The organism is Neisseria subflava (assembly GCF_005221305.1).
GTDB classification, from domain to species: Bacteria; Pseudomonadota; Gammaproteobacteria; order Burkholderiales; family Neisseriaceae; genus Neisseria; species Neisseria subflava.
On sequence record NZ_CP039887.1, the window covers coordinates 2,169,606 to 2,195,659 of the forward strand.

Annotated in this window: 26 protein-coding genes and 4 tRNA genes; 7 read left to right on the forward strand and 23 right to left on the reverse strand. The window is 48.2% G+C overall.

The features are described 5' to 3' along the window. Positions 1-6: 6 nt before the first annotated feature. The 3 genes from FAH66_RS10620 to aroB all read left to right on the forward strand — a co-directional run bounded on the left by FAH66_RS10620 (position 7) and on the right by aroB (position 3,886). Positions 7-2,139 (forward strand): type IV pilus secretin PilQ, encoded by a 2,133-nt coding sequence (locus FAH66_RS10620; protein ID WP_137041557.1) that lies wholly within the window; start codon positions 7-9, stop codon positions 2,137-2,139. A 123-nt stretch (positions 2,140-2,262) separates the two neighbouring features. Then, positions 2,263-2,784 carry a shikimate kinase gene (locus FAH66_RS10625; RefSeq protein ID WP_137041558.1) on the forward strand — a complete coding sequence of 174 codons (522 nt, stop codon included), beginning with the start codon at positions 2,263-2,265 and terminating at the stop codon, positions 2,782-2,784. Between the two features lie 22 nt (positions 2,785-2,806). After that, on the forward strand, positions 2,807-3,886 hold the full coding sequence (gene aroB, locus FAH66_RS10630) for a 3-dehydroquinate synthase (RefSeq protein ID WP_137041559.1): 1,080 nt from the start codon (positions 2,807-2,809) through the stop codon (positions 3,884-3,886). A 130-nt stretch (positions 3,887-4,016) separates the two neighbouring features. On the opposite strand, the gene FAH66_RS10635 is transcribed toward aroB, so the two are convergent. From FAH66_RS10635 to FAH66_RS10645, 3 genes are all read right to left on the reverse strand, one after another. Then, positions 4,017-5,330 carry an ATP-binding protein gene (locus FAH66_RS10635; protein WP_137041560.1) on the reverse strand — a complete coding sequence of 438 codons (1,314 nt, stop codon included), beginning with the start codon at positions 5,328-5,330 and terminating at the stop codon, positions 4,017-4,019. Between the two features lie 29 nt (positions 5,331-5,359). Further along, on the reverse strand, positions 5,360-6,037 hold the full coding sequence (locus tag FAH66_RS10640) for a response regulator (protein ID WP_070460434.1): 678 nt from the start codon (positions 6,035-6,037) through the stop codon (positions 5,360-5,362). Positions 6,038-6,182: 145 nt separating this feature from the next. Continuing rightward, positions 6,183-6,749 (reverse strand): NADPH-dependent FMN reductase, encoded by a 567-nt coding sequence (locus tag FAH66_RS10645; protein WP_070633057.1) that lies wholly within the window; start codon positions 6,747-6,749, stop codon positions 6,183-6,185. A 143-nt stretch (positions 6,750-6,892) separates the two neighbouring features. Between FAH66_RS10645 and FAH66_RS10650 the strand changes: the two genes are divergently transcribed. Together FAH66_RS10650 and dacB are read left to right on the forward strand one after the other, a co-directional pair. Next, positions 6,893-8,320, forward strand: coding sequence for an MFS transporter (locus FAH66_RS10650; protein WP_137041561.1), 1,428 nt, complete (start codon positions 6,893-6,895; stop codon positions 8,318-8,320). 71 nt (positions 8,321-8,391) lie between these two features. After that, a complete protein-coding gene (gene dacB, locus FAH66_RS10655; RefSeq protein ID WP_137041562.1) occupies positions 8,392-9,804 on the forward strand; it encodes a D-alanyl-D-alanine carboxypeptidase/D-alanyl-D-alanine endopeptidase in 1,413 nt (470 codons plus the stop codon). A gap of 289 nt (positions 9,805-10,093) precedes the next feature. Here the strand turns inward: dacB and FAH66_RS10660 are convergent. The 16 genes from FAH66_RS10660 to FAH66_RS10735 all read right to left on the reverse strand — a co-directional run bounded on the left by FAH66_RS10660 (position 10,094) and on the right by FAH66_RS10735 (position 21,771). Beyond that, positions 10,094-10,170, reverse strand: a tRNA-Asp gene (locus tag FAH66_RS10660). Positions 10,171-10,202: 32 nt separating this feature from the next. Beyond that, positions 10,203-10,278 (reverse strand) — tRNA-Val (locus tag FAH66_RS10665). A gap of 39 nt (positions 10,279-10,317) precedes the next feature. Continuing rightward, positions 10,318-10,394: transfer RNA gene (locus FAH66_RS10670), tRNA-Asp, on the reverse strand. Positions 10,395-10,427: 33 nt separating this feature from the next. Continuing rightward, positions 10,428-10,503 (reverse strand) — tRNA-Val (locus FAH66_RS10675). A 69-nt stretch (positions 10,504-10,572) separates the two neighbouring features. After that, positions 10,573-12,555, reverse strand: coding sequence for a monovalent cation:proton antiporter family protein (locus FAH66_RS10680; RefSeq protein WP_137041563.1), 1,983 nt, complete (start codon positions 12,553-12,555; stop codon positions 10,573-10,575). Positions 12,556-12,823: 268 nt separating this feature from the next. Then, positions 12,824-13,570: a 3-oxoacyl-ACP reductase FabG gene (gene fabG / locus FAH66_RS10685; RefSeq protein WP_137041564.1), complete on the reverse strand. Its 747-nt coding sequence runs from the start codon at positions 13,568-13,570 to the stop codon at positions 12,824-12,826. Positions 13,571-13,651: 81 nt separating this feature from the next. Continuing rightward, a complete protein-coding gene (locus tag FAH66_RS10690; RefSeq protein WP_049351969.1) occupies positions 13,652-14,476 on the reverse strand; it encodes a capsular polysaccharide synthesis protein in 825 nt (274 codons plus the stop codon). Between the two features lie 6 nt (positions 14,477-14,482). Further along, a complete protein-coding gene (locus tag FAH66_RS10695; RefSeq protein ID WP_137041565.1) occupies positions 14,483-15,331 on the reverse strand; it encodes a glycosyltransferase family 2 protein in 849 nt (282 codons plus the stop codon). Positions 15,332-15,452: 121 nt separating this feature from the next. Next, entirely contained in the window at positions 15,453-16,502 is a 1,050-nt protein-coding gene (locus tag FAH66_RS10700) for a WaaS/CpsH family glycosyltransferase (protein WP_137041566.1), read from the reverse strand. A 298-nt stretch (positions 16,503-16,800) separates the two neighbouring features. Beyond that, complete coding sequence (gene fabD / locus FAH66_RS10705; protein ID WP_137041567.1) at positions 16,801-17,727, reverse strand: ACP S-malonyltransferase; 927 nt, start codon at positions 17,725-17,727, stop codon at positions 16,801-16,803. A 9-nt stretch (positions 17,728-17,736) separates the two neighbouring features. Next, on the reverse strand, positions 17,737-18,084 hold the full coding sequence (locus tag FAH66_RS10710; RefSeq protein WP_137041568.1) for a DUF1294 domain-containing protein: 348 nt from the start codon (positions 18,082-18,084) through the stop codon (positions 17,737-17,739). A 51-nt stretch (positions 18,085-18,135) separates the two neighbouring features. Continuing rightward, complete coding sequence (locus tag FAH66_RS10715; protein WP_137041569.1) at positions 18,136-19,098, reverse strand: beta-ketoacyl-ACP synthase III; 963 nt, start codon at positions 19,096-19,098, stop codon at positions 18,136-18,138. A gap of 152 nt (positions 19,099-19,250) precedes the next feature. Further along, positions 19,251-20,315, reverse strand: coding sequence for a phosphate acyltransferase PlsX (gene plsX, locus FAH66_RS10720; protein WP_137041570.1), 1,065 nt, complete (start codon positions 20,313-20,315; stop codon positions 19,251-19,253). A gap of 122 nt (positions 20,316-20,437) precedes the next feature. Beyond that, positions 20,438-20,962, reverse strand: a complete 525-nt coding sequence (locus FAH66_RS10725) for a phosphoribosyltransferase (RefSeq protein WP_137041571.1) — start codon at positions 20,960-20,962, stop codon at positions 20,438-20,440. A 92-nt stretch (positions 20,963-21,054) separates the two neighbouring features. After that, on the reverse strand, positions 21,055-21,234 hold the full coding sequence (rpmF, locus tag FAH66_RS10730; protein ID WP_002240035.1) for a 50S ribosomal protein L32: 180 nt from the start codon (positions 21,232-21,234) through the stop codon (positions 21,055-21,057). A gap of 33 nt (positions 21,235-21,267) precedes the next feature. Then, on the reverse strand, positions 21,268-21,771 hold the full coding sequence (locus tag FAH66_RS10735) for a YceD family protein (protein ID WP_137041572.1): 504 nt from the start codon (positions 21,769-21,771) through the stop codon (positions 21,268-21,270). 55 nt (positions 21,772-21,826) lie between these two features. Here FAH66_RS10735 and FAH66_RS10740 point away from each other — a divergent pair, with 55 nt between their 5' ends. Next, a complete protein-coding gene (locus tag FAH66_RS10740) occupies positions 21,827-22,417 on the forward strand; it encodes a Maf family protein (protein ID WP_167480350.1) in 591 nt (196 codons plus the stop codon). Positions 22,418-22,471: 54 nt separating this feature from the next. After that, positions 22,472-23,182, forward strand: a complete 711-nt coding sequence (locus FAH66_RS10745) for an SAM-dependent methyltransferase (protein WP_137041574.1) — start codon at positions 22,472-22,474, stop codon at positions 23,180-23,182. 91 nt (positions 23,183-23,273) lie between these two features. On the opposite strand, the gene yidC is transcribed toward FAH66_RS10745, so the two are convergent. From yidC to rpmH, 4 genes are all read right to left on the reverse strand, one after another. Continuing rightward, on the reverse strand, positions 23,274-24,920 hold the full coding sequence (yidC, locus tag FAH66_RS10750) for a membrane protein insertase YidC (protein WP_137041575.1): 1,647 nt from the start codon (positions 24,918-24,920) through the stop codon (positions 23,274-23,276). 118 nt (positions 24,921-25,038) lie between these two features. Further along, entirely contained in the window at positions 25,039-25,260 is a 222-nt protein-coding gene (gene yidD, locus FAH66_RS10755; protein WP_003684591.1) for a membrane protein insertion efficiency factor YidD, read from the reverse strand. Continuing rightward, the gene (rnpA, locus tag FAH66_RS10760) at positions 25,257-25,598 is read right to left on the reverse strand and encodes a ribonuclease P protein component (RefSeq protein WP_049352010.1); all 342 of its coding nucleotides are present in this window, start codon (positions 25,596-25,598) and stop codon (positions 25,257-25,259) included. The genes yidD and rnpA overlap by 4 nt, the downstream gene beginning before the upstream one ends. 2 nt (positions 25,599-25,600) lie before the next feature. Beyond that, a complete protein-coding gene (gene rpmH / locus FAH66_RS10765; RefSeq protein ID WP_002214728.1) occupies positions 25,601-25,735 on the reverse strand; it encodes a 50S ribosomal protein L34 in 135 nt (44 codons plus the stop codon). Positions 25,736-26,054 lie beyond the last annotated feature (319 nt).

Consider the following 26,054-nt stretch of genomic DNA (forward strand, 5'->3'; position numbering starts at 1 on the left):
TCGATTATGAAAACCAAGCACATGACAAAATTATTTGCCGGCTTCAGCGTTGCCCTCGCTGTTCAGACGGCCTTTGCAGGCAATATTACCGATATTAACGTTTCTACTTTGCCTGACAACCAAAAAATCATCAAAATCCGTTTCGACAAAGATGTCACCACACCTCATGGTTTTGTAACATCTACGCCGGCGCGTATCGCATTGGATTTTGCCAACACCAATATCCGTTTGCCTCAGCCTGTTTTGGAATATGCCGACCCATTGCTGAATCAAATTACTGCAGCGCAAAACAATGACCGTGCACGCGTGGTTTTGGGTTTGAACAAAATCAGCCAATACAATACTGAGATTCGCGGCAACGAAGTTTGGGTATTTGTAAACGAATCTACTGATCAAACCAATGCGGCCGTTGCAAATGAACGTGCGGCTACGCCGTCTACCGCGCGCGCTGCTCAGACTTATCAAGCCGTTTCAGCAGCCAATATCGATTTCCGCAAAGGCGCACGCAATTCCGGCATTATTGAATTGTCCGCCCCTGGTTTCAGCGGACAGCCGGATATTAAACAGCAGCGCGACCGCGTGGTTGTGACATTGAAAAACCATACTTTGCCGACACAAGCGCAACGCAGTTTGGATGTGGCTGACTTCAATACCCCTGTACAAAACGTTACGCTCAAACGTATCGGCAATTCTACCCAGCTCATTATCCGCAATAATAATGCGAATTGGGACATCAATACCAAAGCTTCTTCCGGCCGTTTTGTATTTGAAGTATCGCCTAAAGCTGCCAATACCGAATCCAGCGGCTTAAACCACAATGCGAACAAATCGTTCAAAGGCCGTAAAATTTCTTTGGATTTCCAAGATGTAGAAGTTCGTACCATCTTGCAGATTTTGGCAAAAGAATCCGGCATGAATATTGTTGCCAGCGATACCGTCAAAGGCACTATGACTTTGTCCCTGAAAGATGTACCTTGGGATCAGGCTTTAGACTTGGTTATGCAGGCGCGCAATTTGGATATGCGCCGTCAAGGCAACATTATCAATATTGCACCTCGCGATGAATTGTTGGCAAAAGACAAAGCCTTCTTGCAGGCTGAAAAAGAGATTGCCGAATTGGGTCCGCTGTATTCTCAAACCTTCCAGTTGAAATACAAAAACGTGGATGAATTCCGCAAAATTCTGCGTTTGGAAGAATACGACAGCAATAATTCCAACACCCGCAACACTCTGTTGAGCAACCGAGGCAGCGCCTTAATCGATCCGGCCACCAATACGCTGATCGTAACCGACAACCGCGGCGTGATTGAGAAATTCCGCAAACTGATTGATGAATTGGACGTTCCAACCCGTCAAGTGATGGTGGAAGCGCGTATTGTGGAAGCTGAAGATACCTTCTTCCGCAACTTGGGCGTTAAATTCGGTTCCGGTGGTGCGATCGGCCGTACGGCATGGGGCAGCAACTGGAGCAATGCACAAACCAACTACAATACCAATGCCTCGTTTAACCGTGGCGACATAGGCTCCCGCACATGGACTTTGGATCCGAACGTCAGTCTGCCGACCGCAGCCGCAGTCAACAGCATTGCGCTGGTGCGGGCGTTCTCGTCCGGCGCATTGGGTTTGGAAATCAGCGCGTCTGAAGAACAAGGTAAGAGCAAAACCATTTCCAATCCGCGCGTGCTGACACAAGACCGCAAAGAAGCCAAAATTGAATCCGGTACGGAAATTCCTTACCAAGAGGCTTCTTCCAGCGGTGCGACTTCGATTACCTTCAAGAAAGCCGTTTTGGGCTTGACCGTAACGCCGAACATTACGCCTGACGGTCAAATTATCATGACTGTGAAGATTAATCGCGATACCCCGATCGACTGTACCGTAGATTCTCTGATGACCAAGTGTATCAACACCAAACACTTGAATACCCAAGCCATGGTTGAAGATGGCGGCACGCTGATTGTCGGCGGTATTTACGAGGAAGAAAGCACCAATGCGGTGAACAAAGTACCTGTTTTGGGCGATATCCCTGTTGTCGGCAATCTGTTCAAATCACGCGGCAAACGTGAAAACCGCCGTGAGCTGTTGATCTTCATCACGCCGCGCATTATGGATAATGTGGGTAACAATCTGCGTTACTGATTTTTAAAATGACAAACAGGCATATCTGCAAAGGTATGCCTGTTTTGGTTTTCAGACGGCCAGAGAAGAAAAGGCCGTCTGAAAAACGACGAACTTTTCCACGAAACCACTATATCGTATAAAATGACCCACATGGAAAAAATCAACGGCAATTTAATTTTAATCGGGCTGATGGGCGCGGGGAAAACCACTTTGGGCAAGCAGCTTGCCCAAATGTTTGAATGCCCGTTTTACGACAGCGACTACGAAATCTGCACTTCTTCGGGCGTATCCATTCCGACCATTTTTGAGATGGAAGGGGAGGAAGGCTTCCGCAACCGTGAAACCAATATGCTGAAGAAGCTCGCTTCCCGGCGCAACATCGTTTTATCGACCGGTGGCGGCTCCGTATTGCGCAGTGAAAACAGGCAGATTTTGCGCCAAAACGGTACGGTTGTTTATCTGCATGCCAGCCCCGAAACCTTGCTGGAGCGTACCCGTTACGACAGCAACCGGCCGCTGTTGCAAGTTGCCAACCCTTTGGCCAAACTGCAAGAGCTGTATGACCAACGCGATACGCTGTACCGTCAAACTGCCCATCTCGTCATCGAATCCGACAGCTGTCACAAAACGCTCAAACGCCTGATGCAGACTTTAGGCGAGTAAATACGCTTTGCAAAGGAATACCATGCGCACACTGACTGTCCAAACCCCGTCCCATCAATATCCCATCTTTATCGGGCATAAACTGATTGAGCAGGCAGATACGCTGCTTCAGCCCTATTTAGGCAAAAAAGCAGCCATCATTACCAACGAAACCGTTGCGCCGCTTTATCTCAAACAGCTTCAGACGGCCTTAGACAGACTGGGTGTGCCGCATTTCAGCATTATCCTTCCCGACGGCGAAGAATATAAAAACTGGCAGACGCTTAACCTGATTTACGATGGCTTGATGCAAAACCGTGCCGAGCGCAAAACCACTTTAATCGCTTTGGGCGGCGGTGTGATAGGCGATATGGTCGGCTTCGCCGCGGCGACTTATCAGCGTGGCGCACCTTTTATCCAAGTGCCAACCACATTGCTCAGCCAGGTCGATTCCTCGGTCGGCGGTAAAACCGCTATCAACCATCCGCTCGGTAAAAACATGATTGGCGCGTTCTACCAACCGCAAGCCGTGCTGGCCGATTTGACCGTCCTGCAAACACTGCCGCAACGCGAACTTTCCGCAGGCATGGCCGAAGTCATCAAATACGGCGCATTGGGCGATGCCGAATTTTTTGCTTGGTTGGAAGAAAATATGGCCGACCTTATGGCGCAACATCAAGAAAAAATGGCAGAAGCCGTTTACCATTGCTGCAAAATGAAGGCCGATATTGTTGCCCAAGACGAAACCGAGCAGGGCATCCGCGCATGGCTTAATCTCGGCCACACTTTCGGCCATGCCATTGAAGCCGAAATGGGCTACGGCGTATGGCTGCACGGCGAAGCCGTTGCCGCCGGTTGCGTCCTTGCTTCCCGTTTGTCGCAAATTTTGGGCAAAACCCAACAAGCCGATACCGACCGCATTGCCGCTTTAATGGAAGCCGCCTCCCTCCCGTCTGCGCCGCCTGTTTTCTCCTTTGAAAAATGGATTGAACACATGAGCCACGACAAAAAAGTCAGCAGCGGCATCATGCGTTTTGTCGGCTTGGAATACTTGGGCAAAGCCAATATTACCGAAATTACCGATATGGAAATCCTCCGCCAAACCTTGCAGCCGTATTTGTGAAGAATGAATGAGGTTTGCTTTAAAATATAAAAAAGGCCGTCTGAAAGTTATTTTCAGACGGCCTTTGGTTTTAAAACGTTTTCATTTATCGGATTAAAGCTAGATAAACCAATTTGGGCGGGTCGATTATTTAAAGCGTTTTTTTATCCAACTCGGCAATAATCAGCAAGCCGCTGTCAAAGCGTCGGCTGTCGGCCAGTTTCAGACGGCCTTGATGGCGTTTGACAATGGTGTCTGCAATGGAAAGCCCCAGGCCGGTGCCTTGTTGTTCGGTGCCGAGAATGCGGTAGAAGGGGTCGATAACGCGTTGGCGTTCGCTTGGGGGAATGCCGGGGCCGTCGTCTTCCACCCAGATGTTGAGGTATTCGGCGGTTTCGTCAAAGCCCAAATCGATGCGGCCGCCTTTGGGAGTGTAGCGGATGGCGTTGTCGGTAAAGGTTTTGATGAGGGTGTAGATTTCGGTGTCGTCGGCGTGGATTTGGCAGTCGTTTTCAACGGCGACGCCGATGTCTTGACCTTTGGCCAGCGCCAGCGGCATGAGTTCCTGCAAGACGCGACGGAACTGGTTTTGCAGGCTGATCAGGGTTTTGGGGCGTTGGGTTTCGGGTGCTTGGGCGCGTGCGAGGGAAAGGAGTTGCTCGAGCAGGTGGCGGTTGCGCTGTATGCTTTGTTGCAACAGGGCGGACTGCTCGCGCGCTTCGGCGGACAGCTGTATATTGTTGAGCCGCTCTGCCTGAAGGGAAAGGGCAGTCATGGGGCTGCGCAATTCGTGTGCGGCATCGGCGATAAAGCGTTGCTGTTGGCGGACGTTTTCGTCGGTACGTTGCAACAGGTTGTTGATGGCGACGATAAAGCCTTGGATTTCGCTGGGAATGTCTTGCGTGTCCATCGGTGAGAGGTCGTTGATTTGGCGTTGTTCCAAATCGTTGGACAGGGTTTTGACGGAACGCATGGCGCAATGGGTAATCCAGACGGTGAGCAGGATAATCAGGGGCATGGCGAGGAGCATGGGGAGGATGCTCTGCACGGCGGCCATTTCGGCCAGCTCTTCGCGATAGTCGCTTTCCTGCATGACGGCGATGCGGCCTTGCTTGGTATTACGGGTATAAACGCGGTAGTAATCGTCGTCGTCATCGGCCTGAATGGTGTGCAGGCCGTCTGAAATCTGCTCAGGCAGGCTGACAATGGGGTTGGGCGTATTGGGAAATTGAACGGAAATCTTGTTGTCGTTGTCGAGCGAGTGATTTTCGTCATCGGCATCGCTCGGGTCGAGATAGTTCGCAACTTGGCGCAACAGGTCGTCTTGAACCTCTTGGGTCTCGTGATAAGTATCGTAATATGAAAATATGCCTGCAAGAATGGAGAGGGGCAGGAGCATGCAGATCAAGGCGAGGCTGATCTTAACTTGCAGGGATTGTTTGATGGTGTGGATAAGGCGTTGCATGGTTTGTGTGTTGGTGTTGTTTTGGTTTTTCAGACGGCCTGGTTGTTTTGTGCAACCAGCCAGCCGACTCCGCGGACGTTTTGAATCGCTTCTTTGCCGAGTTTTTTGCGTAAGGCGTGAATCAGGAAGTCAACGGCGTTGCTTTCGACTTCTTCGCCCCAGCCGTAGATTTTATCTTCCAAATCGCTGCGCGATAGAATCATGCCCGGACGCAGCAGCAGGGCTTGGAGGACGGCAAATTCTTTGTTGCTGAGCATGATGGCCTGTTCCTGCCCGACCACTTCCGCCTGATGGGTGGAAGGGTTGAGCGTGATGATGCCGTTGCTCAGCAGCGTTTGCGCCTGTCCGCCGTGTCGGCGCAATACGGCGCGCATACGGGCTTGCAGTTCCGCCATGTCGAAGGGTTTGACGATGTAGTCGTCTGCGCCGCCGTCTAGGCCGTTGAGGCGGCTGTGCAAATCGTCGCGCGCGGTCACGATTAAGACGGGTACGGTGCAGCCGCCATTACGGATTTGCGCCAATACGTCCAAACCGTCTTTGCCGGGCAAACCCAAATCTAAGAGCAGCAAATCGTATGCCTGCGCAGCCACTGCTGCGGCAACTTCCGAACCGCGACTGACCCAATCGACAGCGTAGCCGGTGTCTTTCAGGTTGGCGCTGACGGCTTGGGCAATCATGGCATCGTCTTCAACCAATAATACGCGCATGGAAGTTCTCCGGAGGATGGGTGGATAGGGATTATAACCGCACTCAATTAGTAAAAATTTAGGAAGGGTCGAAAAACTGATTTTTTGCAAAAGATGAGGCCGTCTGAAATTCGGTTTTCAGACGGCCTGTATGCTTCAATCCCGATTATTTAGGGTTTTTCTCAATCAAGGCAACCAATTGGTCGATATAGCCTTGAACAAAGCCGCGCGCGGATTCGATGAGCTGGCCGTTGTCGTCAAACAGGGTAGGCGAGTTGCCGAGGAACACTTCCGGTTGGCCGGTCAGCGGCATATCGAAATACGAAAGGGCAAGGCGCAGATTTTTTTGCGCGCTATAACCGCCCATTTTGCCGACAGAATGGCTGATGATGCCGGCAGGTGTTTTTTTCCAGGCAACATCGGCATTGGGTTTGGAGCCGATGTCGATGGCGTTTTTCAGGCAGGCCGGTACGGTGCGGTTGTTTTCGGAAGTCACGAACAATACGCCGGCAGAGGCTTTGATGGTTTCGCGGAACTCGGTATAGCTGGACGGAGTAGGGAAGTCGGTAACGGCAGGATCGTCGTAGTCGAAGTTGTACAAAGGCAAATGCCCGATTTCGACGATTTGCGCTTCGTAGCCTTCGGGGAACATGGAAATGACGTTTTGTGCGACTTTTCGTGCAAACGAGCCTTTACGCAGGCTGCCGACCAAGATGCTGACTTTCTTTGACATGTTTTTCTCCTATTTAATAATAAAAAATAAAAATGAAAACGATTCTAAATTTTAGTGTTGTCTGGGGAAACGGTCAAGGTTTCAGACGGCCTGTCAAAACGGTTTATGCTAAAATAACGGTTTCGCTGATATTTCAAATTATTATGCACGCTTCTGATTCGCAAGAGGGCGAAACGGCACACGAATACTACGCCGACAATCCCGACTTTCCTGCTAAAACCATTGTCGCCACCTTATTCATCGGCGCATTTTTCGGCTATCTCAACGACACGCTGCTGAATGTCGCGCTCACGCCGATTATGAAGGATTTCGGTGTCGATAAGACCACGGTCCAATGGCTGACGACGGGCTTTTTGCTGGTGATGGGCGCGTTTACACCGATTACAGCAGGCGTGATTCAATGGTTTGAAACGCGCAAAATGGTGCTGTTTACGCAGGCAACGTTTTTAGCTGGCTCGCTGATTTGCGCGTTTGCACCGACGTTTGGCGTATTGGTGGTCGGGCGTATGGTACAGGCAGTGTCTGCCGCGTTTTTTGTCCCGCTTCTGTTTAACGGCGTATTGTCGATTTTCCCGCCCAACAAGCGCGGAACGGCGATGGGCGTCATTACCATGATGTTTACCGCCGCGCCTGCAATGGGGCCGACGCTGTCGGGCATCATCATCGACTATACGCATTGGCGTGTGCTGTTCGGTTTTACCGCGCCGTTTATGTTGGCGGCGATGGTGCTGGTGGGCAAATATTTGACGGTCAATTTGAGCAACATCAGCCGTCCGAAAATCGATATGTTGTCGGCAGTTTTGTCGATTGCGGGCTTCGGCGGGCTGGTTTATGCGAGCAGTAATTTTGCCCATATGCCGCTGGTGGAATTTGTCCTGCTCTTTGCCGCTTCCGTTGTGCTGGTGGGGTGGTTTGCGCACCGTCAGTTCCGTTTGGCTACGCCGTTGTTGAACCTTCGTTCGTTTGAATACAAACAGTTCAGATATTGCGTTGTGATTTTGGCCGGTGCGATATTCCTGTTCTTGGGCTTGGAGCTGATGGTGCCGATGTACACGCAGCAAGTGTTGATGCTGACCGGTACGGCAACCGGCCTGATTCTGATGCCTGCCAGTATTGCCCAAGCGGTTGCTGCGCCTTTGTTCGGCAAATTATTGGACAAAAAGGGCGGACGCTTTGTCGTCTTGCCGGCAACAGTGATGCTGGTGGTGTCGCTGGCGGTATTGTGGCTGTTTTTGCGGATTGATACGCAAGTGGTGATGCTGACAGCGATGTTTACGCTGTTGGCGCTTTCCGTGTCTGCTTGTGTAACCGGCGAAACCCATGGTCTGAACGCGTTGCCGAAAATGCTCAATCCGCACGGCGCGGCGATTCTGACCACCATCAACCCGATTGCCGGTGCCATCGGCGCGGCGTTTTTTGTCGGTGCGACCAATATCGGCGAGAAACTTTCCAGCGCAGATATGCCGCAACAGGCAATGCTGGACGGTATCCATTTGGCGATGGGTTGCGCTTTGGTTGTCGGTGTTGTGGTCGTCATGTTTGCTTTGCGTTTGAAAGCGCATCAGAAATAAAGAAAAAGGCCGTCTGAAACGTTCAGACGGCCTAAGTACCTCGTAAGAATTTATAAGATTTTTGTAATGCAATGAAGTTAAAAAGTATTTTATCAGTCGGCCTGATGATGGCGGTTTGTCCGTCATGGGCTTTGGATTTCGGACGTATTCCTGAAAATGAAATTTCCGTTTATGTGCAGGAATTGGACAGCGGCAAAGTGATTGCCGAACACCGTGCCGATGAATTGCGCAATCCTGCTTCGACCATGAAGCTGGTAACGGCGTTTACCGCGTTTCGTATGCTGGGCGGCGATTATCGTTGGAAAACGGAGTTTAAAACCAACGGCTCAATCAAAGGTGATACGTTGAAAGGCAATGTGTATTGGGTAGGGAGCGGCGATCCTGTGTTTGACCAGCATGATTTGGTGAAAATGCAGCAACAGATGCGCGATAAGGGCATACGCCATATTGACGGACATCTGATACTCGACCGCAGCCTGTGGGGTGATGTGAAGAATCCGGATGATTTTGCTTCCGATTCTGCCGAAAGCTTTATGACGCCGCCCGATCCCAATATGTTGGCGTATAAAACTGTTGAACTCCGTGCTGAAAAAGAAGAAGACGGAAGCTTGGTCATCCGTACCAATCCGCCGCTGCCAAATCTGAACATTCAAAACAAATTGACGCTTGAGAATAAAGAAGGGAAATGTGGTGTTTTAAAAAGCCACATGAAGACTTCCTATAAAAACAATACGCTGACCGTGTCGGGCAAGCTGCCGGAAAGCTGCTTGGGCAAAGAGCTGTATCTGAATATGTACAGCATGAAAGAATATGTCGGCAAAAGTTTTGTGAACCAATGGCGTCAACAAGGCGGTACGGTTTCAGACGGCCTGACGACAGGTGTCGCGCCTCATGATGCACATGTGTTGGCAAGCCATCTATCCAAACCGCTTACCGATATCCTCACCGATATGAACAAGCATTCCAATAATCTGATTGCCCGTTCGGTTTTCCTTAAATTTGCCGGAAATATATCTGATTACAAGCAGGCGCAGGCCAAGGCCGCGTCTATCGTAAAAAGTGAGCTGGCGGTTGCCGGTATCAATACGGAAGGGCTGGTGCTGGAAAACGGCTCAGGTCTGTCTCGCGTCGAACGGCTCAATGCGCGCATGATGGCGCAAATGTTGGAAAAAGCCTACTTCAGCCCGTTTAAAAACGAGTTTATCAGTACGTTGCCGATTGCCGGAAAAGACGGCACGCTTAAAACACGCTTGAAGCAGCCTGGTGAAAACCTGCGCCTCAAAACCGGTACGCTTAAAGATGTCCGCGCATTGGCAGGGTATTGGTTGGACGAAAAGCCGTTGCTGGTTGTTGTGATTATCAACAGCCAAAAATCAACCGATTATTTACGCGATTTGGATAAGTTGGTGTCTAAAATTGTTCAGCCCGGTGGCGAACATTGGATTGATGCTAAGGCTTCCTGCATGATTAGGTATCAGGCTTGATAAGCTAAAAAAGGCCGTCTGAAAATGTATTGACGTTTTCAGACGGCCTTTGTGTAAGAAGGGGAGGCAAGTATTTATGTCTATTTTTGAAGATGATTTAGGGATTTGATAAATAAGCGTTTGGTGTGAATCAGCTTGAGGTAGATGATCTTTCAGGATTTAAACCGTATGTCTGCTTTATTGTGCTGTCCTGTTTATACTATCTAAAAAGCTTGATTTTTTATAAAAAGGCATAGGGTACAGACGAAAAAAATACCGGTAAAAACCGGTATTTTTATTTTTAACTTGATGGCGCGGCGGACGGGGCTCGAACCCGCGACCCCCGGCGTGACAGGCCGGTACTCTAACCAACTGAGCTACCACCGCGCATCCATTGTCAGGGACAATGAAAAGGAAAGTGGTGGGTGATGACGGAGTCGAACCGCCGACATTCTGCTTGTAAGGCAGACGCTCTACCAACTGAGCTAATCACCCGAAAAAGGGAGATACTGAAGAATCAGTATTTTTAAATAATGGCGCGGCGGACGGGGCTCGAACCCGCGACCCCCGGCGTGACAGGCCGGTACTCTAACCAACTGAGCTACCACCGCGCATCCACTGTCAAAGACAATGAAAAAGAAACTTGGTGGGTGATGACGGAGTCGAACCGCCGACATTCTGCTTGTAAGGCAGACGCTCTACCAACTGAGCTAATCACCCATGCGCAAAATTGCGAAGACGCTATTAAACCAAAAAATCCTGATATGCGCAAGATTTATTTGCCGATAATTAGATATCTCCCTGCAAGCACCAGTTTTCAAAGGAAATAATTTCTTCCTGCTTGCCTGCGACAACCAAAATGTCGCCGGTTTCTAGAACGAAATCAGGGTCAAGGTCCTGGATTTTTCCGGTATTGCGGCGGATAAACAATAGTTTCAGATAATGCGCTGCCAATGGCAATTCACGGATGGTTTTGCCGATGGCGTATGCTTCGCCTTGCAATGGGAAGGCATGGCGGCAGACGGCCTTGCTGTCTTCGTCGGAGAAGCTGTCATCATCACTGCCGACAAACAAGTCCTGCAAAGATGCATAGCGGCTGTGACGGATATGGGTTATGGTTTGATAAACATGGTTGTAGGAGAGGCCGTGGCCCAACATGGCATAGCTTGCCAGCACCAGGCTGGTTTCTTTGGTATCGGAGACGGTTTCTTCCGCACCCATTTCGGTAAAGGTTTTAACGTAATCGTCATTGGTGGCGCGAACATAAACCGGCATGCTCGGATGCATAGACATGATGTTGCCGAGAACATGTTGGGTCTCGTGCATATTGTTCAGCGTGATGACCACCATTTTGGCGCGTCCCAAGCCGGCGGCTTCCAAGACTTCGCGGCGTTTGGCATCGCCAAAGGAAACCGGCTCGCCTGCGTTGCGTGCCACTTGTACGCGGGCAATGTCCAAGTCAAGGGCAAAGTAGGGGATGCCTTCTTGCGCCAATACACGGGCAACCGATTGACCGCCGCGTCCGAAACCGATAATCAGGACGTGTTCGGATTTGCTCATGGTTTCCACCAACATAGAGTGTAAGTCCAAGGCTTTCATGTCCCAGTCGGATTTAACGAAGCGGCTGACGATGGCATCGCTGCTGCCTAAAATGAATGGTGCGGCAATCATGGAGAGCAAGACGGCTGCAGTGGCCGCTTGTTCCAATTCAGGCGAAACCATATTGATTTTGCTGGAAATGGCCAGCATCACGAAGCCGAACTCGCCGCCTTGCGCCAAATAAAACGCACTTTTGAGGCTGTCGCCCACAGGGTTTTTCATGCGCAAAGCGATGATGAAGACGACCAGTGCTTTCAAGACCAACAGGATTGCCAACAAAATCAGGATTTGCTGCCAGTTGCCAATCAGCGCCTGAATATTGAGCTTCATACCGACGGTAATGAAGAAGAAGCCCAACAGGATGTCGCGGAATGGACGGATGTCGTCTTCCACTTGAATGCGGTATTCGGTTTCGGAAAGCAGCATACCGGCGACGAATGCGCCCAATGCCATAGACAGGCCTTCAAGCTCTGTCAGATAGGCCACGCCCAAAGTAACCAGCAAAACGTTGATCATGAAGAGTTCGGACGATTTGCGTTTGGCAACCAGTCTGAACCAGCGTGACATCACACGGCTGCCGACAACAAACAAAATGCCCAAGGTCAGCAACATTTTCAAACCGGCCAAGCCCAGCTCTACCCACAAGTTGCCTTCGCTGCCGCCAGCAAGTGCCGGAATCAGAATCATCAGCGGTACCACGGCAATATCTTGCATCAGCAAAACGCCCATGGCCATTTGACCATGCGGCTGACCCAGCTCGGTTTTCTCCGACAGAATGCGGCTGACGATGGCGGTGGACGACATGGTCAGTGCGCCCGCAGTGGCAAACGCCCAGTTAAACGGCGTGCCCATTGCCATCAAAATGCCCATAATCGAGAGCATGGTAATGATGACTTGCAAAACGCCCAAGCCGAATACGAGGCGGCGCATGGCTTTGAGTTTGGGTAGGGAGAATTCGAGACCGATGCTGAACATCAAGAACACAATGCCGATTTCTCCCAAATAGTCGGTGGCGTGGCTTTGTGGAATCAGTTTGAACATGCCCGGACCGGCAATAAAACCGACCAAAAGATAACCGAGCATGGAAGGAATGTTGAACTTGCGGCAGCAGATAACCGTAATGACGGAAACCAACAGGACAATGACAATGGGACCGAGGGAGAATTCGTGCATAGAGTGGGCGGCCTTTCGTTAAAAGTAGCTATTGTTATATAGGCCGTCTGAAACACGTCGAAAACCGACAGCAAAACCAAATAAAAACGCACAGAATGAACTTCATTTCTGCGATTTGATTTCCCGTATCATGCTTATTTGGACTTACTGTTTCGAGCGTTATCTAACGGATTATTAAGATTATATCAAGATAGAATGTAAAGTAGTGTTTTGATTGACAAAAAGGGCCGTCTGAAATATTCAGACGGCCTTTAAATAAACAAACGGTTTAAGGCATCAACATGCCGCCGTTGACATGAAGTGTCTGACCGGTAATGTATTTTGCCTGCTCAGAAGCCAAGAACAAGACTGCATCGGCAATATCTTGCGCTTCACCGAATTTGCCCAAAGAAGTTTGCGCTTCAAAGGTTTTGCGGGTTTCTTCCGGCAGGGCGCGGGTCATATCGGTGTCGATAAAGCCGGGGGCAACGCAGTTGACGGTAATGCCACGACTGCCGACTTCACGCGCCATAGATTTGGAGAAGCCGATTAAGCCTGCTTTTGCGGCCGCATAGTTGGTTTGACCGGCATTGCCCATCACGCCGACAACGGATGTGATGTTAATGATGCGGCCGGCACGCTGTTTCATCATGCCGCGCAATACCGCTTTGGAGGCGCGGAACACAGATTTGAGGTTGACCTGCATGATGTCGTCCCACTCTTCCTCTTTCATGCGCATCAGGAGGTTGTCGCGGGTAATGCCGGCGTTGTTGACCAGAATATCCAGCTTGCCGAATTCTTTTTCGATGTCGGCAATCAGGTTTTCGATGGTTTCAGGTTCGGCAGAATTCAATGCACGGCCTTCGCCGCCCCATTGCGCCAGACGCTCGCTAATCGCCGCCGCGCCGTTTTCGCTGGTCGCCGTGCCGATAACTTTTGCGCCGGCCGCAGCCAAAGTATCGGCAATCGCCGCACCAATACCGCGCGATGCGCCAGTTACCAAAGCGATTTTGCCGCTCAAATCTTGTGTACTCATGTTGTTTCCTTTTTGATACTATTTATAACACATGCTGTATAAATAGTAGTTAAATGTTTGGATGTCAACCACGCTATTAATTTAACGATAGTTTTCCAAATTTGGACGTAAAGTATTATCAAGGAGAATTTTATCAGTATATTTCAAGCATAAAGGGTGAAATATATCTCCTAATATATTTGTCCAAGGGATAGGGTATCCGGGGTTATTACCTAGAACGTTACCAGGATTATTCTCCAGTTGCTCAGCGTAATTATCCATTCTATTTAATAGTTCGTTGTACCATTCTTGAGTAAAAGGGGTTTGTTTGCGAAAAATATAGGCGCAATTTCCAGCTATGATACTAAAATAACATTGCATATCTTCGCCAATCTTACCTTCAACAGGTGCTAAGTCTTCTGCTTTAATCTCAGGATAGCCAATAAAATATGCATTACTACAATCTAAAGTGTCAAAAACAGGACTCCAATTGTATTGAGCAGCTTTAATATCACTATAACCTCCACCGTAATGATGCATAAAATAGCAACGTAGATAATCAGCTTTATGTACTAAGGATAAGTATTTGAATGCGTGGTGCAGTGGATACTCAGGTAAAATATATTCTGATAAATTATTTGGAGTAATCAATACCACTTCTACTCCTGAAACTAGTTTCAGAAGCTCAAAATGCGATTGACGGGATTCTGACATTGGATTGTTACCAGTCCAAAAAGTGTAAATTTTTCTAGGAACGGGATTCTTGTCAATTATGAATGTTGTTTGCTTAATAACTTTACTTAGAAAACTATCTGGATAGTTTTCTGATTTATATATATAAGGATTACTTGAAATGAAACGATAATTTGCTTGAAGCTGACGTTGTATTTTCCAAGTATGAAATATTTTTTTTAATATTCGTCTCATTAGCTACTACTCCAAGTAGGGTTGGATTTTTTGATATCTTCTAGGGTTGAACCATTTATAAAAATATTTTCTCAAAGGATTGTTATATTTTTTTCGTTTTAATTCATATTGTTTTAGTGTGTATGAAGTTAAAAGTTGTAGAAAAATCCCGTTTTCTTTGTAAAAATCATAGTGTTTGTTATAAATTTTTAGTAGGTTGTCTGAGACTTTTATATCAGAGGCTAAATTACTCACTGATGATTCGTCGAGTCGTTGTCGGTAGTAAAATAAAGGTTGATGAATTTGTTTGACTTTCCCACCATTTTTAATGATGGAAATAAACAGTTCCCAATCTTCAATAAAAGTCATGTTGCTATCAAAGCCACCCACTGCATCGTAATCTTTTTTTCGGATTAAGGCGGTAATATAGATGCAGTTCTGCAGTAAAAAGTCTGGTAAGGCAAATTTAGGTAACTTCCATGGTTCATTTCTCGCGCCAAAAAGAAAGGCATCAGTATATACAATTGCTAATTTCTTATCAGCTTCAGCTGCATCTACACATACTTTCAAATAGTCTATTCCCAAAAGATCATCTGAATCTAGACAAACAAGGTAATCGCCACGGGCATATTGAATAGCATGAATACGAGCTTTGACGCAGTAAGTATTTTCTTGTGAAAGTACTTTTAATCTAGATTCTTTTTTTGCTTCTTCATATAGAATTTCTAAGGTATTGTCGTTTGAACCATCATCAATAGCTATAATTTCAAAGTTTTGATAAGACTGGTGATAAATACTTAATAAAGTTTCCTTAATGTAATTAGCTGAGTTATGGCATGGAATAATAATGGATATAAGAGGTTGATGTTTATGCATTTTCGCCCTGTTTTTAATTTTCAGTTAAATTATAAGTTTAATTTCCATGTTAATAGAAATTTAAAAGACATTTATCCCAAAATATGATAGTAAGTTTTTGATTTTTTATATGGGCCTATCATTATGGTTTGATTTTTATATCTTCTATTGGATTTGGAAGCTTTATTTCTTTATATGGTTGAATTTGTAGTATATAACTAATCCAATTTTTAAAACTGTACTTTTGTCGAATTTTCTCATCAATATCAACGTAGGGTTTTGCTAAAAACTCATCTAGTTGTGCAAAATCATATCCATCCCAAACTAGGAAATTATTAGGGTGATAAAAATCATAGTATTTTACTTGTGTATTTGTGGTAATCAGCTTTTGTTTATTTCCTAGTGCTTCGAAAGTGCGAAAAGATAAGCCATTATGCTTATCAATAACAAAGTCAATTAATACTTTCGCATGTTGGGCACGTTTAATATTTTCCTCAAAGCTGATTGTTTTATCAATAAGTGTAATGCTCTCATCAGGGTATATTTTTCTGCCATCTGCGTATCTTTTCCAAAATATATTTATGTCAGTACTCTTATTCCTTGTTTTTGCATAGCGTCCAAAATTAGCAATTACTTTTGCTCGGGAGTCCATATGAACACCTGTGAAGTAGAAATCTACTGTTCTTTCGGGAAGGTTATCTAGCTCATAGTCAAAATAGAAATTTGTTGCAGGAAAGAGATGGTATTCCGAATAATATAAATCATTTGAATCAAAAACATAACATCTATTAAATTCATTTATTAAAGGATAAATTGAAGGAAATCGATGTAAACCGTCAAATTGATAATTAACTACACCATTTTGACTTATTTTATTAAGAAATTGAATAAAATCATTATTGTATATGTCGCCACTAATTAATAAAGCGTAGTCTAATTCGCCAATATTCTTAATTTTCTCTGTAATAATATTCTGTAATGTTGAACATTTCAAATTTTTTTTAGCAGATATATCTTTGTAAATAAATTTACTCCATTTTACTTTTAGCCAACTAGAAATAGAAGGATAACGGAAGTTTTCAAAGTCTTCTGTAATATTAATAACTTTAAAACCATGGTATTTCAAATTTTTATCAATTAGTTTATACAATCCGGATACAGTAGGCATTCCAAATAATATTGTTTTACTCATAACTATTTCTTATATTGATTAGAACTTGTTAAAGGTGTTTTCGTAATCAAGTTGCCAATAAGTTAGGCGACTTAATTCCAGTATTTACAATTTTGATATTTATATTCATTCAGGCAGGAGTCTGGCAAAGTTACTTAGTTTGAAATATGCATTAAAAACGGTTATTAAGATGAATCTTCTTGTAAATGCCTATATTTTCTGATTTAGGATTTCTTCCCCATCTTTTTTGTTGTTATTTTACTGGTTTATATTCAAGAATTAAAGACGGCCTTTTTGAGGAAGGCCGTCTAAAAACGTTTTAGTGGGCTTCGATAAATGTAGCCACTTGGTCGGCATTGGTCAATGCGCTGCACGCGGCTTCTTTATTGATGCGTTTGGCTAGGCCTGCGAGGACTTTGCCGGGTCCGCATTCGGCGGATTCGGTGATGCCTTCGGAAACAAGTGCATTGACGGTTTCTGTCCAGCGCACCGGGCTGTACAGTTGGCGTACCAAGGCATCTTTGATTTTGTCGGCATCATTGTAAGAGGCAACGTCGGCGTTATGAATGACGCGGATTTGCGGTTGTTTGATGGTGATGTCTTTCAATGCTTCGGCAAGTTTTTCCGCTGCAGGCTTCATGAGGCTGCAATGTGAGGGAACGGAAACAGGCAGCGGCAGGGCGCGTTTGGCTCCGGCTTCTTTGGCGGCGGCCATGGCGCGTTCGACTGCGGCGGTATTGCCGGCAATCACGACTTGGCCTGGGGAATTGAAGTTGACGGCTTCAACGACTTCGCCTTGTGCAGCTTCGGCACAAATGGCTTTTACTTGTTCATCTTCCAAACCCAAAATAGCGGCCATTGCGCCTACGCCTTGCGGTACGGCAGATTGCATGAGTTCGGCGCGCAGGCGAACCAGTTTGACCGCGTCTGCGAAATCCAATGCGCCGGCAGCGACGAGGGCGGTGTATTCGCCGAGGCTGTGGCCTGCAACGACTGAAGGGATTTTACCGCCGGCTTCCAAGTAGGCGCGGTAGGTGGCAATGCCGGCAGCCAGCATGATGGGCTGGGTGTTGACGGTTTGTCCGATTAATTCGGCATCTTCGCCGTTAATCATTGCCCACAGGTCTTGACCCAATACGGCGGAAGCTTCGTCAAATGTGGCTTTAACGATGGCTTGTTCGGCAAAGCCGTTCATCATGCCTAGGCTTTGTGAGCCTTGTCCGGGGAAGAAGAATGCGAAAGACATAGTAATTCCTTATTGGTTTGAATGTTTGAGGATGTCTGCCAGCAGAAGGAGGGTGGCAACAGTATTGGTTGCGGCGGTCAGCCGGAAGGTGCGGACAAATCCGGGTTTGCTGGTTTTGTGTCTGAATGCGAGGCTGCCGCAATAACCGCCCGGCCAGCCGCCAAGCAGATTAAGCAGGTGCAATTTTGCTTCGGGTATGCGTCTGCCGTGGTTACGTGCGCGCTGTTTATCTAGGTAGTAAATCAAGAAAACGTATACACTCAGTGCGAGATAGGCGATTGCCAGTTTGGGCAATATCGCAGCTGTTATGCTTAAAAACAGGCTGCTGATGCAGAGTGCAAACGTTAGGGATTTCATGGGTTTGAGCAGAATAGGCCGTCTGAAAGGGGTGTTCAGACGGCCTAACCATTAGTATTTCACCAAAACCGCACCCCAGGCAAAACCGCCGCCGATGCCTTCGAGCAAGAGGTTTTGTCCGCGTTTGATTTGGCCGTTTTTAATACCGACATCCAGTGCCAGCGGAATGGAGGCGGCGGAAGTGTTGCCGTGGTCTTGGACGGTCAAGATCACTTTGTCCATGCTCAAGCCCAAGTGTTTGGCGGTAGAGTCGATAATGCGCTTATTGGCTTGGTGCGGCACAATCCAATCGATTTGATCGGCGGTGTAACCGGCTTCTTCGATGACGTCATCTGCAATTTTTGCCAGCATTTTGACGGCAAACTTGAATACGCCGGGGCCGTCCATGCTGATGTAGGGCGAACCGCAAATCTGGCCGTTGGCGATTTGTCCAGGGGCGTTCAAAAGGTTGAGGTAGTTGCCGTCGGCTTTGAGTTTGCCGTGGATGATGCCCGGTTCGTCAGATGCGCTTAAGGCAACTGCGCCCGCACCGTCACCAAAGAGGACGCAGGTGGTGCGGTCGTTCCAATCGACGATGCGGCTGAAGGTTTCCGCGCCGATAACCAAAGCGTTTTTTGCCATGCCGCTTTTGATGTAGGCATTGGCAGTGGTCAGGGCATACATAAAACCGGCGCATACGGCTTGTACGTCGAAGGCAGGGCAGCCGTTGGCAATGCCCAATTTTTGCTGCACGATGGTTGCCGTGGAAGGGAATTGCATATCGGGAGTGGCTGTGGCGACGATAATCAGGTCGATATCGTCAGCCTGTAAATTGGCATCTGCCAAGGCGCGGCGCGCTGACTCGGCAGCCAAGTCGCTGGTTTTTTCGCTGTCGTCTGCAATATGGCGAAATTTGATACCTGTACGCGTGGTAATCCACTCGTCGGAAGTGTCCACTTTTTTGGCAAGGTCGTCATTGCTGACGCGGTTGGCAGGAAGGTAGCTGCCTGTACCGGAAATTTTGGCATATTGCATGAGAACGGCCTTTTTAGAGAGTTGATTCAGATAGTCGGGTATTGTAAGCGAAAATGGGAAAATTCCCAATATTAAGAATGAAGTCGGTGATTAAAGATAAAAACAGGCCGTCTGAACATTTTGAAGTTTCAGACGGCCTGTATATATCAGCCTTAAGCTTCCGTTGCTGGAGTAGCAGCAGCTTCCAGTTCTGCTTTGGCGGCTTCCAAAGCAGCCAACTGGGTAGCTACGCCTTGTTCGATTTGAGCGAGGCCGGCAGATTTGGCTTCGTGATAGGCTTCTTCCAAAGCATAACGGAAGCCGACTTCGTCGGTTCCGCCGTGGCTCTTAATTACAATACCGCGTAAACCAAGCAGGATGGCGCCGTTAAATTTGCGCGGATCCAATTTGCCTTTCAACCCTTTGAGCGCGGGCAGGGCGGCAATGGCGGCAAGTTTGTTGAACAGGGTGCTTTGGAATTCACGACGGATGGCACCGCTCATGAATTTAACTGCGCCTTCGATGGTTTTGAGCATAACGTTGCCGACAAATCCGTCTGCGACAATAACATCGGCTTCGCCATACAAAACGCTGTTGCTTTCGATATTGCCGATAAAGTTGAGTTTGCTGCTGCTTAACAGTTTAAAGGTTTGTTTGACGGCATCCGTACCCTTGATGTCTTCTGTGCCGACGTTCAAAAGGGCGACGCGCGGGCTGCCTTTTTCGGGGTGTAGAGCGTGTACCAGCTCGCTGCCGATGATGGCAAATTGAACCAGTTGTTCTGGCGTGCAATCGACATTTGCACCCAAATCCAAAGCCAGGGTAACGTGTTCGCTGTCGGAAGGCAGGAATTTGGCGATGGCAGGGCGCTCAATGCCGGGAATAGTCTTGAGGACGAATCGGGCGGTCGCCATCAGTGCGCCGGTATTGCCTGCCGATACGGCGGCTTGCGCATTGCCTTCTTTAACTTGGTTGATGGCGATGCGCATGGATGATTCTTTTTTGTTTTTCAGAGCGGATTGTGGCGCTTCATCCATTTCGACGACTTGCGCTGCATGGCAGACGGTAATGCGGTCCATAGGCGCGCCTGCCGAGCTTAATGCTTGGCGGACTGCTGCTTCATCTCCGACCATAATCAGATGTACGTCGGATTGCTGTTTCAGGAAATCCACTGCACCGGGGACGGTCATCGCAAGGCCTGCATCTCCGCCCATGGCATCTACGGCCAGTGTAATCATGTTGTTCTCCGGTTTGTGTGTTTCAGACGGCCTCAAACAATCGGACAAGCACACTCATCTGATTTTCAGGAAATTGAATTGAAAATCAGATGAAAAGGCTTGTTGCGACGGTTGTGCCAGATTTATTGGTTTTGCGCGGCCAATTTGTTGTGTTCGTCGATGTCCAGCGCGTCCCAAGGATAGTTGATCCACCAGTCTTCCACGGTAATGCCGCTGAAATAAGGGACACCTTCAGGAATTTTGCCGAATTTGGCTTTGATTTTTTCATGCAATACTGCCACGCCGACGGTGCCGAAATCTTCTTTCAACAATTCGTTCAGGCAGAATTCCATGGTAACGCGGCTGTCGTCCACTTCGTCAACGACCAGTACGTTTTTGCCTTTCAGGGCATCTGGAACGGGATCAAGCCATTGGACTTTTTTTACTTCCTCGGTAACTTGACCTTCGTTATCGTTGTCGTAGTAGGCTGTGGTGACGGCGTAAATCGGAATTTCCAAGAAGCAGCGCAACATGCGGGCAGGGATAAAACCGCCGCCGCCAATGGCAATCATGGCATCGTATTTGGTGCCGGAGTTTTGGATTTTTTCCGCCAATCCTTTGATTACGCGGTGGATGTCGTCGTAGGTGTACCAGATTTTACGTTTCATGGTGTGCTTCCGAAGAAGAAAATACAGGGTGCAATGCAAAAAAGCCAGTCATTGCATGGCAATATTCTGGCTTTTTCAGTCAGACGAACGGATTATTCGCCTTTGGCTTTTACCACTTTACGGCCACGGTACATACCGTTTGGAGAAATGTGGTGTGGACGATGCACTTCGCCGGTTGCGCTGTCAACAGACAGAGAAGGCGCAGTCAGAGCGTCGTGTGAACGGTGCATACCGCGTTTAGAAGGGGATTTTTTGTTTTGTTGAACGGCCATTTCAAGCTCCTAGATAAATAAACTGTGTCCTAATTAACTGCTTTTCAAACCTGCTAAAACAGCGAAGGGGTTTGGTTTGTCCCGATTGACTTCATCCAGTGTTCCAGTGTTGCCGCAGTCTTCGTGTCGAGGGGAGAAAGGGAGCGACATCAGGATTTGGTCTTCAACCAGAGTCCGCACGTCAAGCTCTTTTTCGAGTAACATGCCTTCCAATTCTTCATCGGCAAGCATGGCTTCGTCCAAACTCTCTTCATCGGCAAACAGGACGATACGGCTGGTTTCATCGAGTAGAAACGGCATGGGCGTAATGCAACGCTGGCAAATCAGGGGCATGTCGGCTTTGACGTTTAAATCGAGAAACAGACGTTGTAGCAGGTCGCGACCGCCTTGCAGCGTAAACGACACGCGTGTCTGTTTGTCGGCCGGATAATCGTGCGAACTGACTCGTTCATCCAATTCTTCGAGCAGGAAGCTGCCTTGCAGATTCTGCCCTTCGGCGGCGAAAACTTCTGGGTCAATCAAATTAGGGTATGACATAAACGGAGTATGATATAATTTCGGCAGTCTAACGTCAATGTTTTTAAGTAAAAATATGGAAGTAAAACTGCCTTTGGTTTTAGGGTCGAGTTCGGTTTTTCGCTGTGGACAGCTTCGCCGTTTGGGTATCGATTTTCAGACGGCATCGCCTGATTTTGACGAAACGCCTATTGCGGGCGAGCATGCTGGCGAGACGGCGCTGCGTTTGGCTGAAGGCAAAGCCCGTTCATTGGCGGCAACTTTTCCTGCTGCGCTTATTATCGGCGCAGACCAAGTCGCATGGTGTGAAGGACGGCAGTTGGGTAAGCCGATGAACGTCGCAAATGCACAACAGATGCTGGCGGACTTAAGCGGAAAACGGATTGAATTTTACAGCGCAATCGTGCTTTTGAATACTGCTACGGGCAAGGTTCAGCATCATGTCGATCATACGGTGGTTACCATGCGCCGGTTGACGCAGGAACAAATCAGCCGATATTTGGAACGTGAGCCGGATGCGGTTTATTGTGCCGGTGCGACGAAGAGCGAGGGTTTGGGCGCTGCTTTGTTGGAGCAGATTGAAAGTACGGACCCGAATGCTTTGATCGGCCTTCCGATTTTCCGTCTGATTGATTTTTTGAAAAACGAAGGTGTGGAAGTTTTATAGTTTGGGGCCGTCTGAATGTGTTCAGACGGCCTGAGATTTTTTGGAGTTGCAAGAATGAAACCGATTTTGTATTTGATTCCTACCCCTTTGGGTGCGCCTGATACGCCATGCCTGTTGCCGCATGAACAACAGGCGATTGTCGGGCTGACGGATTTTGTTGTGGAAGCGGAAAAAACAGCGCGCGCGCATTTGAAGCATTTGGGTGTGACTACGCCTATCCGCGAACTGAATTTGCAAACGTTGAATGAACACACGGATTTGAAGACTTTGCCGGAACTGCTGAAACCTTTGCAAGAAGGGCGCAGTATGGGCATTGTCAGCGAGGCAGGTTGTCCGGCTGTTGCCGATCCTGGGGCGAATTTAGTGGCGTTGGCGCATAAACACGGTTTTGAAGTACGGCCTTTAGTTGGGCCATCCAGCTTGTTGCTGGCGCTGATGGCTTCGGGTGCGAATGGGCAGAACTTTGCGTTTAAGGGTTATCTACCGTCTGAAAAAAATGAGCGGATTCAGAGTTTGAAGGTTTTGGAGCAACGTTCGCGCCAGCAGAATGAAACGCAGCTGTTTATCGAAACGCCGTATCGCAACGATGCGTTGTTGGCTGATGCGGTGGAAAACCTGCACACTGAAACGCGTTTGTGTGTGGCTACGGACTTGACCTTGCCGACACAGGAAATCATCAGCCAGACGATTGCGCAGTGGCGAAAAAGAAAAGAAATGCTAAATTTGAAAAAACGCCCGACGATTTTTGTGTTGCATGCCGCGTAAAACTGGATTGGGTTCAATCTCAAACTGTATTTGAGGAAATAAAAAAAGGCCGTCTGAACAACAGACGGCCTTTGTGTTGCCTAAACCTTTATCAAGAAACAACTTCGCCTTGGGCGCGTTGTTTTTCGATGCTGCGGTTGATGTGCCATTGTTGGGCGATGGTCAAGAGGTTGTTGACTACCCAGTACAGAACCAAACCGGCAGGGAAGAAGAAGAACATGATGGAGAAAACCAAAGGCATGATTTTCATCATTTTTGCCTGCATAGGGTCGGTTGACGGCGGATTCAGATAAGTTTGTGCAAACATGGTTGCCGCCATAATCAAAGGCAGGATGTAGAAAGGATCCGGGCGGCTCAAGTCGGTAATCCAACCCAACCAAGGCGCTTGGCGCAATTCTACGGAAGCGAACAATGCCCAGTACAGACCGATGAAGACGGGGATTTGCAACAGCATAGGCAGACAGCCGCCCAGCGGATTGATTTTCTCGTCTTTGTAAAGCTGCATCATGGCTTGTTGTTGCGCCATGCGGTCATCGCCGTATTTCTCTTTGATGGCTTGCAATTTAGGTGCGGCTGCACGCATTTTTGCCATAGAGCGGTAAGAGGCGTTGGTCAATGGATACAGTACGGCTTTGACGATGATGGTCAAAACGATGATTGCCCAGCCCCAGTTGCCGATGATGTTGTGCAGTTGGTTCAAGAGCCAGAAGAGCGGGGAGGCGAACCAGTGTACTTTGCCGTAGTCTTTGGCCAGTTGCAGTTTGTCGGCGATGTTGGCGATAACGGAAGTGGTTTGCGGACCGGCATACAGGTTGATGGCGGTTTCGGCTTTTGCGCCGGCTTGGATCACGGCTAAAGGTACGCTGACGCTTGCACTGTACAGGTTGTCATTGCGGCGTTTGATGTCGATACGGCAGTCGCCAGCGGCGCAAACGCTTTGTCCGCCTTTAGGTTGGAGAATCCAGGTGGACATGAAGTGGTGTTCAATCATGCCGAGCCAGCCGGTCGGGGTTTTGCGGATGTATTCGGCTTCGGATTTGCCTGATTTGGCATCGTCGTCCAAATCGGAGAAGCTGACTTTTTGGAAGTTGCCTTCAGGGGTGTAAACCACCGGGCCGACGTAAGAGCGGGTGAAATAGCCTTGGCCTTCAGGTTCGCTGTGGTCGCGGACGATGCGGTAGTCTGCGCTCAGGTTGACGGGTTGGCCGTTGCTGTTGGTAATGTCAAAGCGGACGTTAACCAAGTAGCTGCCTTTAGTAAAAGTATAAACTTTGTCGATTTTCAGGCCGTTGGTTTCAGGTGCGCTCAGGCGGACTTCAACTTTGTCGCCTTCCAAACTGTATTGTTTTTGCGGAGCGGTAAAGCTGATGCCTTTCAGAACGTTGTTGCCTTGTGCGTCCAAAAGCTCGGATTGGGCAACGTAGGTGTATTCCTTGCCGTCGTTAAACAGGACGAAAGGTTTGTGTTCGTCGCCGGTTGCTTTGTATTGCAAGAGGGTCAGCTGACGCAGGTCGCCGCTTTTCTCATCGATGACGGCTTTAACCGTGTCTGTGGTAACGGTAATGGGATAGGCCGGGGCAAGCGCGGCTTCGGCAGCGGATTTTGCCGGAGCAGCGGCCGTTTGCTGTTGCGCGGCTTGTTGCGCCGGATTAGGTTTGGGGCTGGGGAAAAAATGTTCCCAGCCGGCAAAGATTGCCACTGAAATGGCAAAAAACGCCATTAGTCTTTTAAAATCCATAAGAGATTCCTGGAATTGACGGATAGGTAATCGAGATGAAAACTGCTTCAGACGGCATTATATAGAAACCGACGGGAAATTAAAGGAAATCGTGTTCTTTAAATGGTTGACAGCAGCATTATGGAACAGGGTCATGTCCGTGTCCGCCGAAAGGATGGCATCGTGCGATGCGTTTGATTGCCAGCCATCCGCCTTTGAATGCGCCGTATTTTTTGACGGCTTCGACTGCGTATTGTGAACAGGTCGGGGTATAGCGGCAGCGCGGCGGAATGAGGGGGCTGATGCAGTATTGGTAAAAGCGGATGAGTGCAAGGAAGAGCTTGGAAAGCAGGGTGTTCATCGGCGTTTTTTCATCAGCTGGGCAAGTTGGTCTCGGGCTTCTGGGGCAGTTTCCCGATTAAACGCCTGACGCACGCGCACAACAAAATCATGCGGCGGCAGCTGGTGTTGATTCAGTCTGAACCAGTCGCGGATGACGCGCTTCATATAATTGCGGTCATGGGCGCGTTTGGCAGTCTTTTTGCTGACGACCAAACCAAGGCGCGGATGGCCGAGCGCGTTGTCTGCGGACTGGGAGACTTGCAGCAAATCGCGGCTGCGTCGGTTTTTCAACGCAAAAACGGATGAAAAATCATCCGTTTTTAATAAGCGATACTGCTTCGAGAAGCCGTAATTCAAAATTATACAGCCAGGCGTTTGCGGCCTTTGGCGCGACGGGCAGCCAATACTGCGCGACCACCGCGGGTTTTGGAGCGAACCAAGAAGCCGTGGGTGCGTTTGCGTTTGGTAACAGAAGGTTGATAAGTGCGTTTCATGATGTTTCCTAAAAATTGGTAGATAATTAAACCGTGAATTACACTCTAATTTGCCGCTTTTGTCAATCAATATAAAAACTTTTCGTTGGCCAAAGTGTGACAACGGGTTTTATGCATTGATAGAATTTGTGGATAAAATTTTGCGGCGGTTGTGGATAAAAAAGAGCGGAATGGGTATAATCGCCCAAGCTTGCTTTTCTCTGTGCGCAAGGCCGTCTGAAAGCAGCGGGAGTATCGTAAAAATTTGATTTTTATCGGATTGCCTATCTGCTCTGCCTTCTTGTATTTCCCAAATCTTCCATTTTCCGAGCTTAATCTC

What these genes read in the sequence shown, in the direction of transcription:
- FAH66_RS10625 (WP_137041558.1), top strand. Translation starts at nt 2,263, where the DNA reads ATGACCCACATGGAAAAAATCAACGGCAATTTAATTTTAATCGGGCTG.
- FAH66_RS10700 (WP_137041566.1), bottom strand. Translation starts at nt 16,502, where the DNA reads ATGAGTAAAACAATATTATTTGGAATGCCTACTGTATCCGGATTGTAT.
- rpmF (WP_002240035.1), bottom strand. Translation starts at nt 21,234, where the DNA reads ATGGCCGTTCAACAAAACAAAAAATCCCCTTCTAAACGCGGTATGCAC.
- FAH66_RS10680 (WP_137041563.1), bottom strand. Translation starts at nt 12,555, where the DNA reads ATGCACGAATTCTCCCTCGGTCCCATTGTCATTGTCCTGTTGGTTTCC.
- FAH66_RS10620 (WP_137041557.1), top strand. Translation starts at nt 7, where the DNA reads ATGAAAACCAAGCACATGACAAAATTATTTGCCGGCTTCAGCGTTGCC.
- fabD (WP_137041567.1), bottom strand. Translation starts at nt 17,727, where the DNA reads ATGTCTTTCGCATTCTTCTTCCCCGGACAAGGCTCACAAAGCCTAGGC.
- plsX (WP_137041570.1), bottom strand. Translation starts at nt 20,315, where the DNA reads ATGATTACACTGGCCGTAGATGCCATGGGCGGAGATGCAGGCCTTGCG.
- FAH66_RS10710 (WP_137041568.1), bottom strand. Translation starts at nt 18,084, where the DNA reads ATGAAATCCCTAACGTTTGCACTCTGCATCAGCAGCCTGTTTTTAAGC.
- FAH66_RS10725 (WP_137041571.1), bottom strand. Translation starts at nt 20,962, where the DNA reads ATGAAACGTAAAATCTGGTACACCTACGACGACATCCACCGCGTAATC.
- yidC (WP_137041575.1), bottom strand. Translation starts at nt 24,920, where the DNA reads ATGGATTTTAAAAGACTAATGGCGTTTTTTGCCATTTCAGTGGCAATC.
- aroB (WP_137041559.1), top strand. Translation starts at nt 2,807, where the DNA reads ATGCGCACACTGACTGTCCAAACCCCGTCCCATCAATATCCCATCTTT.
- FAH66_RS10645 (WP_070633057.1), bottom strand. Translation starts at nt 6,749, where the DNA reads ATGTCAAAGAAAGTCAGCATCTTGGTCGGCAGCCTGCGTAAAGGCTCG.
- FAH66_RS10695 (WP_137041565.1), bottom strand. Translation starts at nt 15,331, where the DNA reads ATGCATAAACATCAACCTCTTATATCCATTATTATTCCATGCCATAAC.
- FAH66_RS10640 (WP_070460434.1), bottom strand. Translation starts at nt 6,037, where the DNA reads ATGCGCGTATTATTGGTTGAAGACGATGCCATGATTGCCCAAGCCGTC.
- FAH66_RS10635 (WP_137041560.1), bottom strand. Translation starts at nt 5,330, where the DNA reads ATGCAACGCCTTATCCACACCATCAAACAATCCCTGCAAGTTAAGATC.
- FAH66_RS10735 (WP_137041572.1), bottom strand. Translation starts at nt 21,771, where the DNA reads ATGTCATACCCTAATTTGATTGACCCAGAAGTTTTCGCCGCCGAAGGG.
- fabG (WP_137041564.1), bottom strand. Translation starts at nt 13,570, where the DNA reads ATGAGTACACAAGATTTGAGCGGCAAAATCGCTTTGGTAACTGGCGCA.
- FAH66_RS10690 (WP_049351969.1), bottom strand. Translation starts at nt 14,476, where the DNA reads ATGAGACGAATATTAAAAAAAATATTTCATACTTGGAAAATACAACGT.
- dacB (WP_137041562.1), top strand. Translation starts at nt 8,392, where the DNA reads ATGAAGTTAAAAAGTATTTTATCAGTCGGCCTGATGATGGCGGTTTGT.
- yidD (WP_003684591.1), bottom strand. Translation starts at nt 25,260, where the DNA reads ATGAACACCCTGCTTTCCAAGCTCTTCCTTGCACTCATCCGCTTTTAC.
- FAH66_RS10650 (WP_137041561.1), top strand. Translation starts at nt 6,893, where the DNA reads ATGCACGCTTCTGATTCGCAAGAGGGCGAAACGGCACACGAATACTAC.
- FAH66_RS10715 (WP_137041569.1), bottom strand. Translation starts at nt 19,098, where the DNA reads ATGCAATATGCCAAAATTTCCGGTACAGGCAGCTACCTTCCTGCCAAC.
- FAH66_RS10740 (WP_167480350.1), top strand. Translation starts at nt 21,827, where the DNA reads ATGGAAGTAAAACTGCCTTTGGTTTTAGGGTCGAGTTCGGTTTTTCGC.
- FAH66_RS10745 (WP_137041574.1), top strand. Translation starts at nt 22,472, where the DNA reads ATGAAACCGATTTTGTATTTGATTCCTACCCCTTTGGGTGCGCCTGAT.
- rpmH (WP_002214728.1), bottom strand. Translation starts at nt 25,735, where the DNA reads ATGAAACGCACTTATCAACCTTCTGTTACCAAACGCAAACGCACCCAC.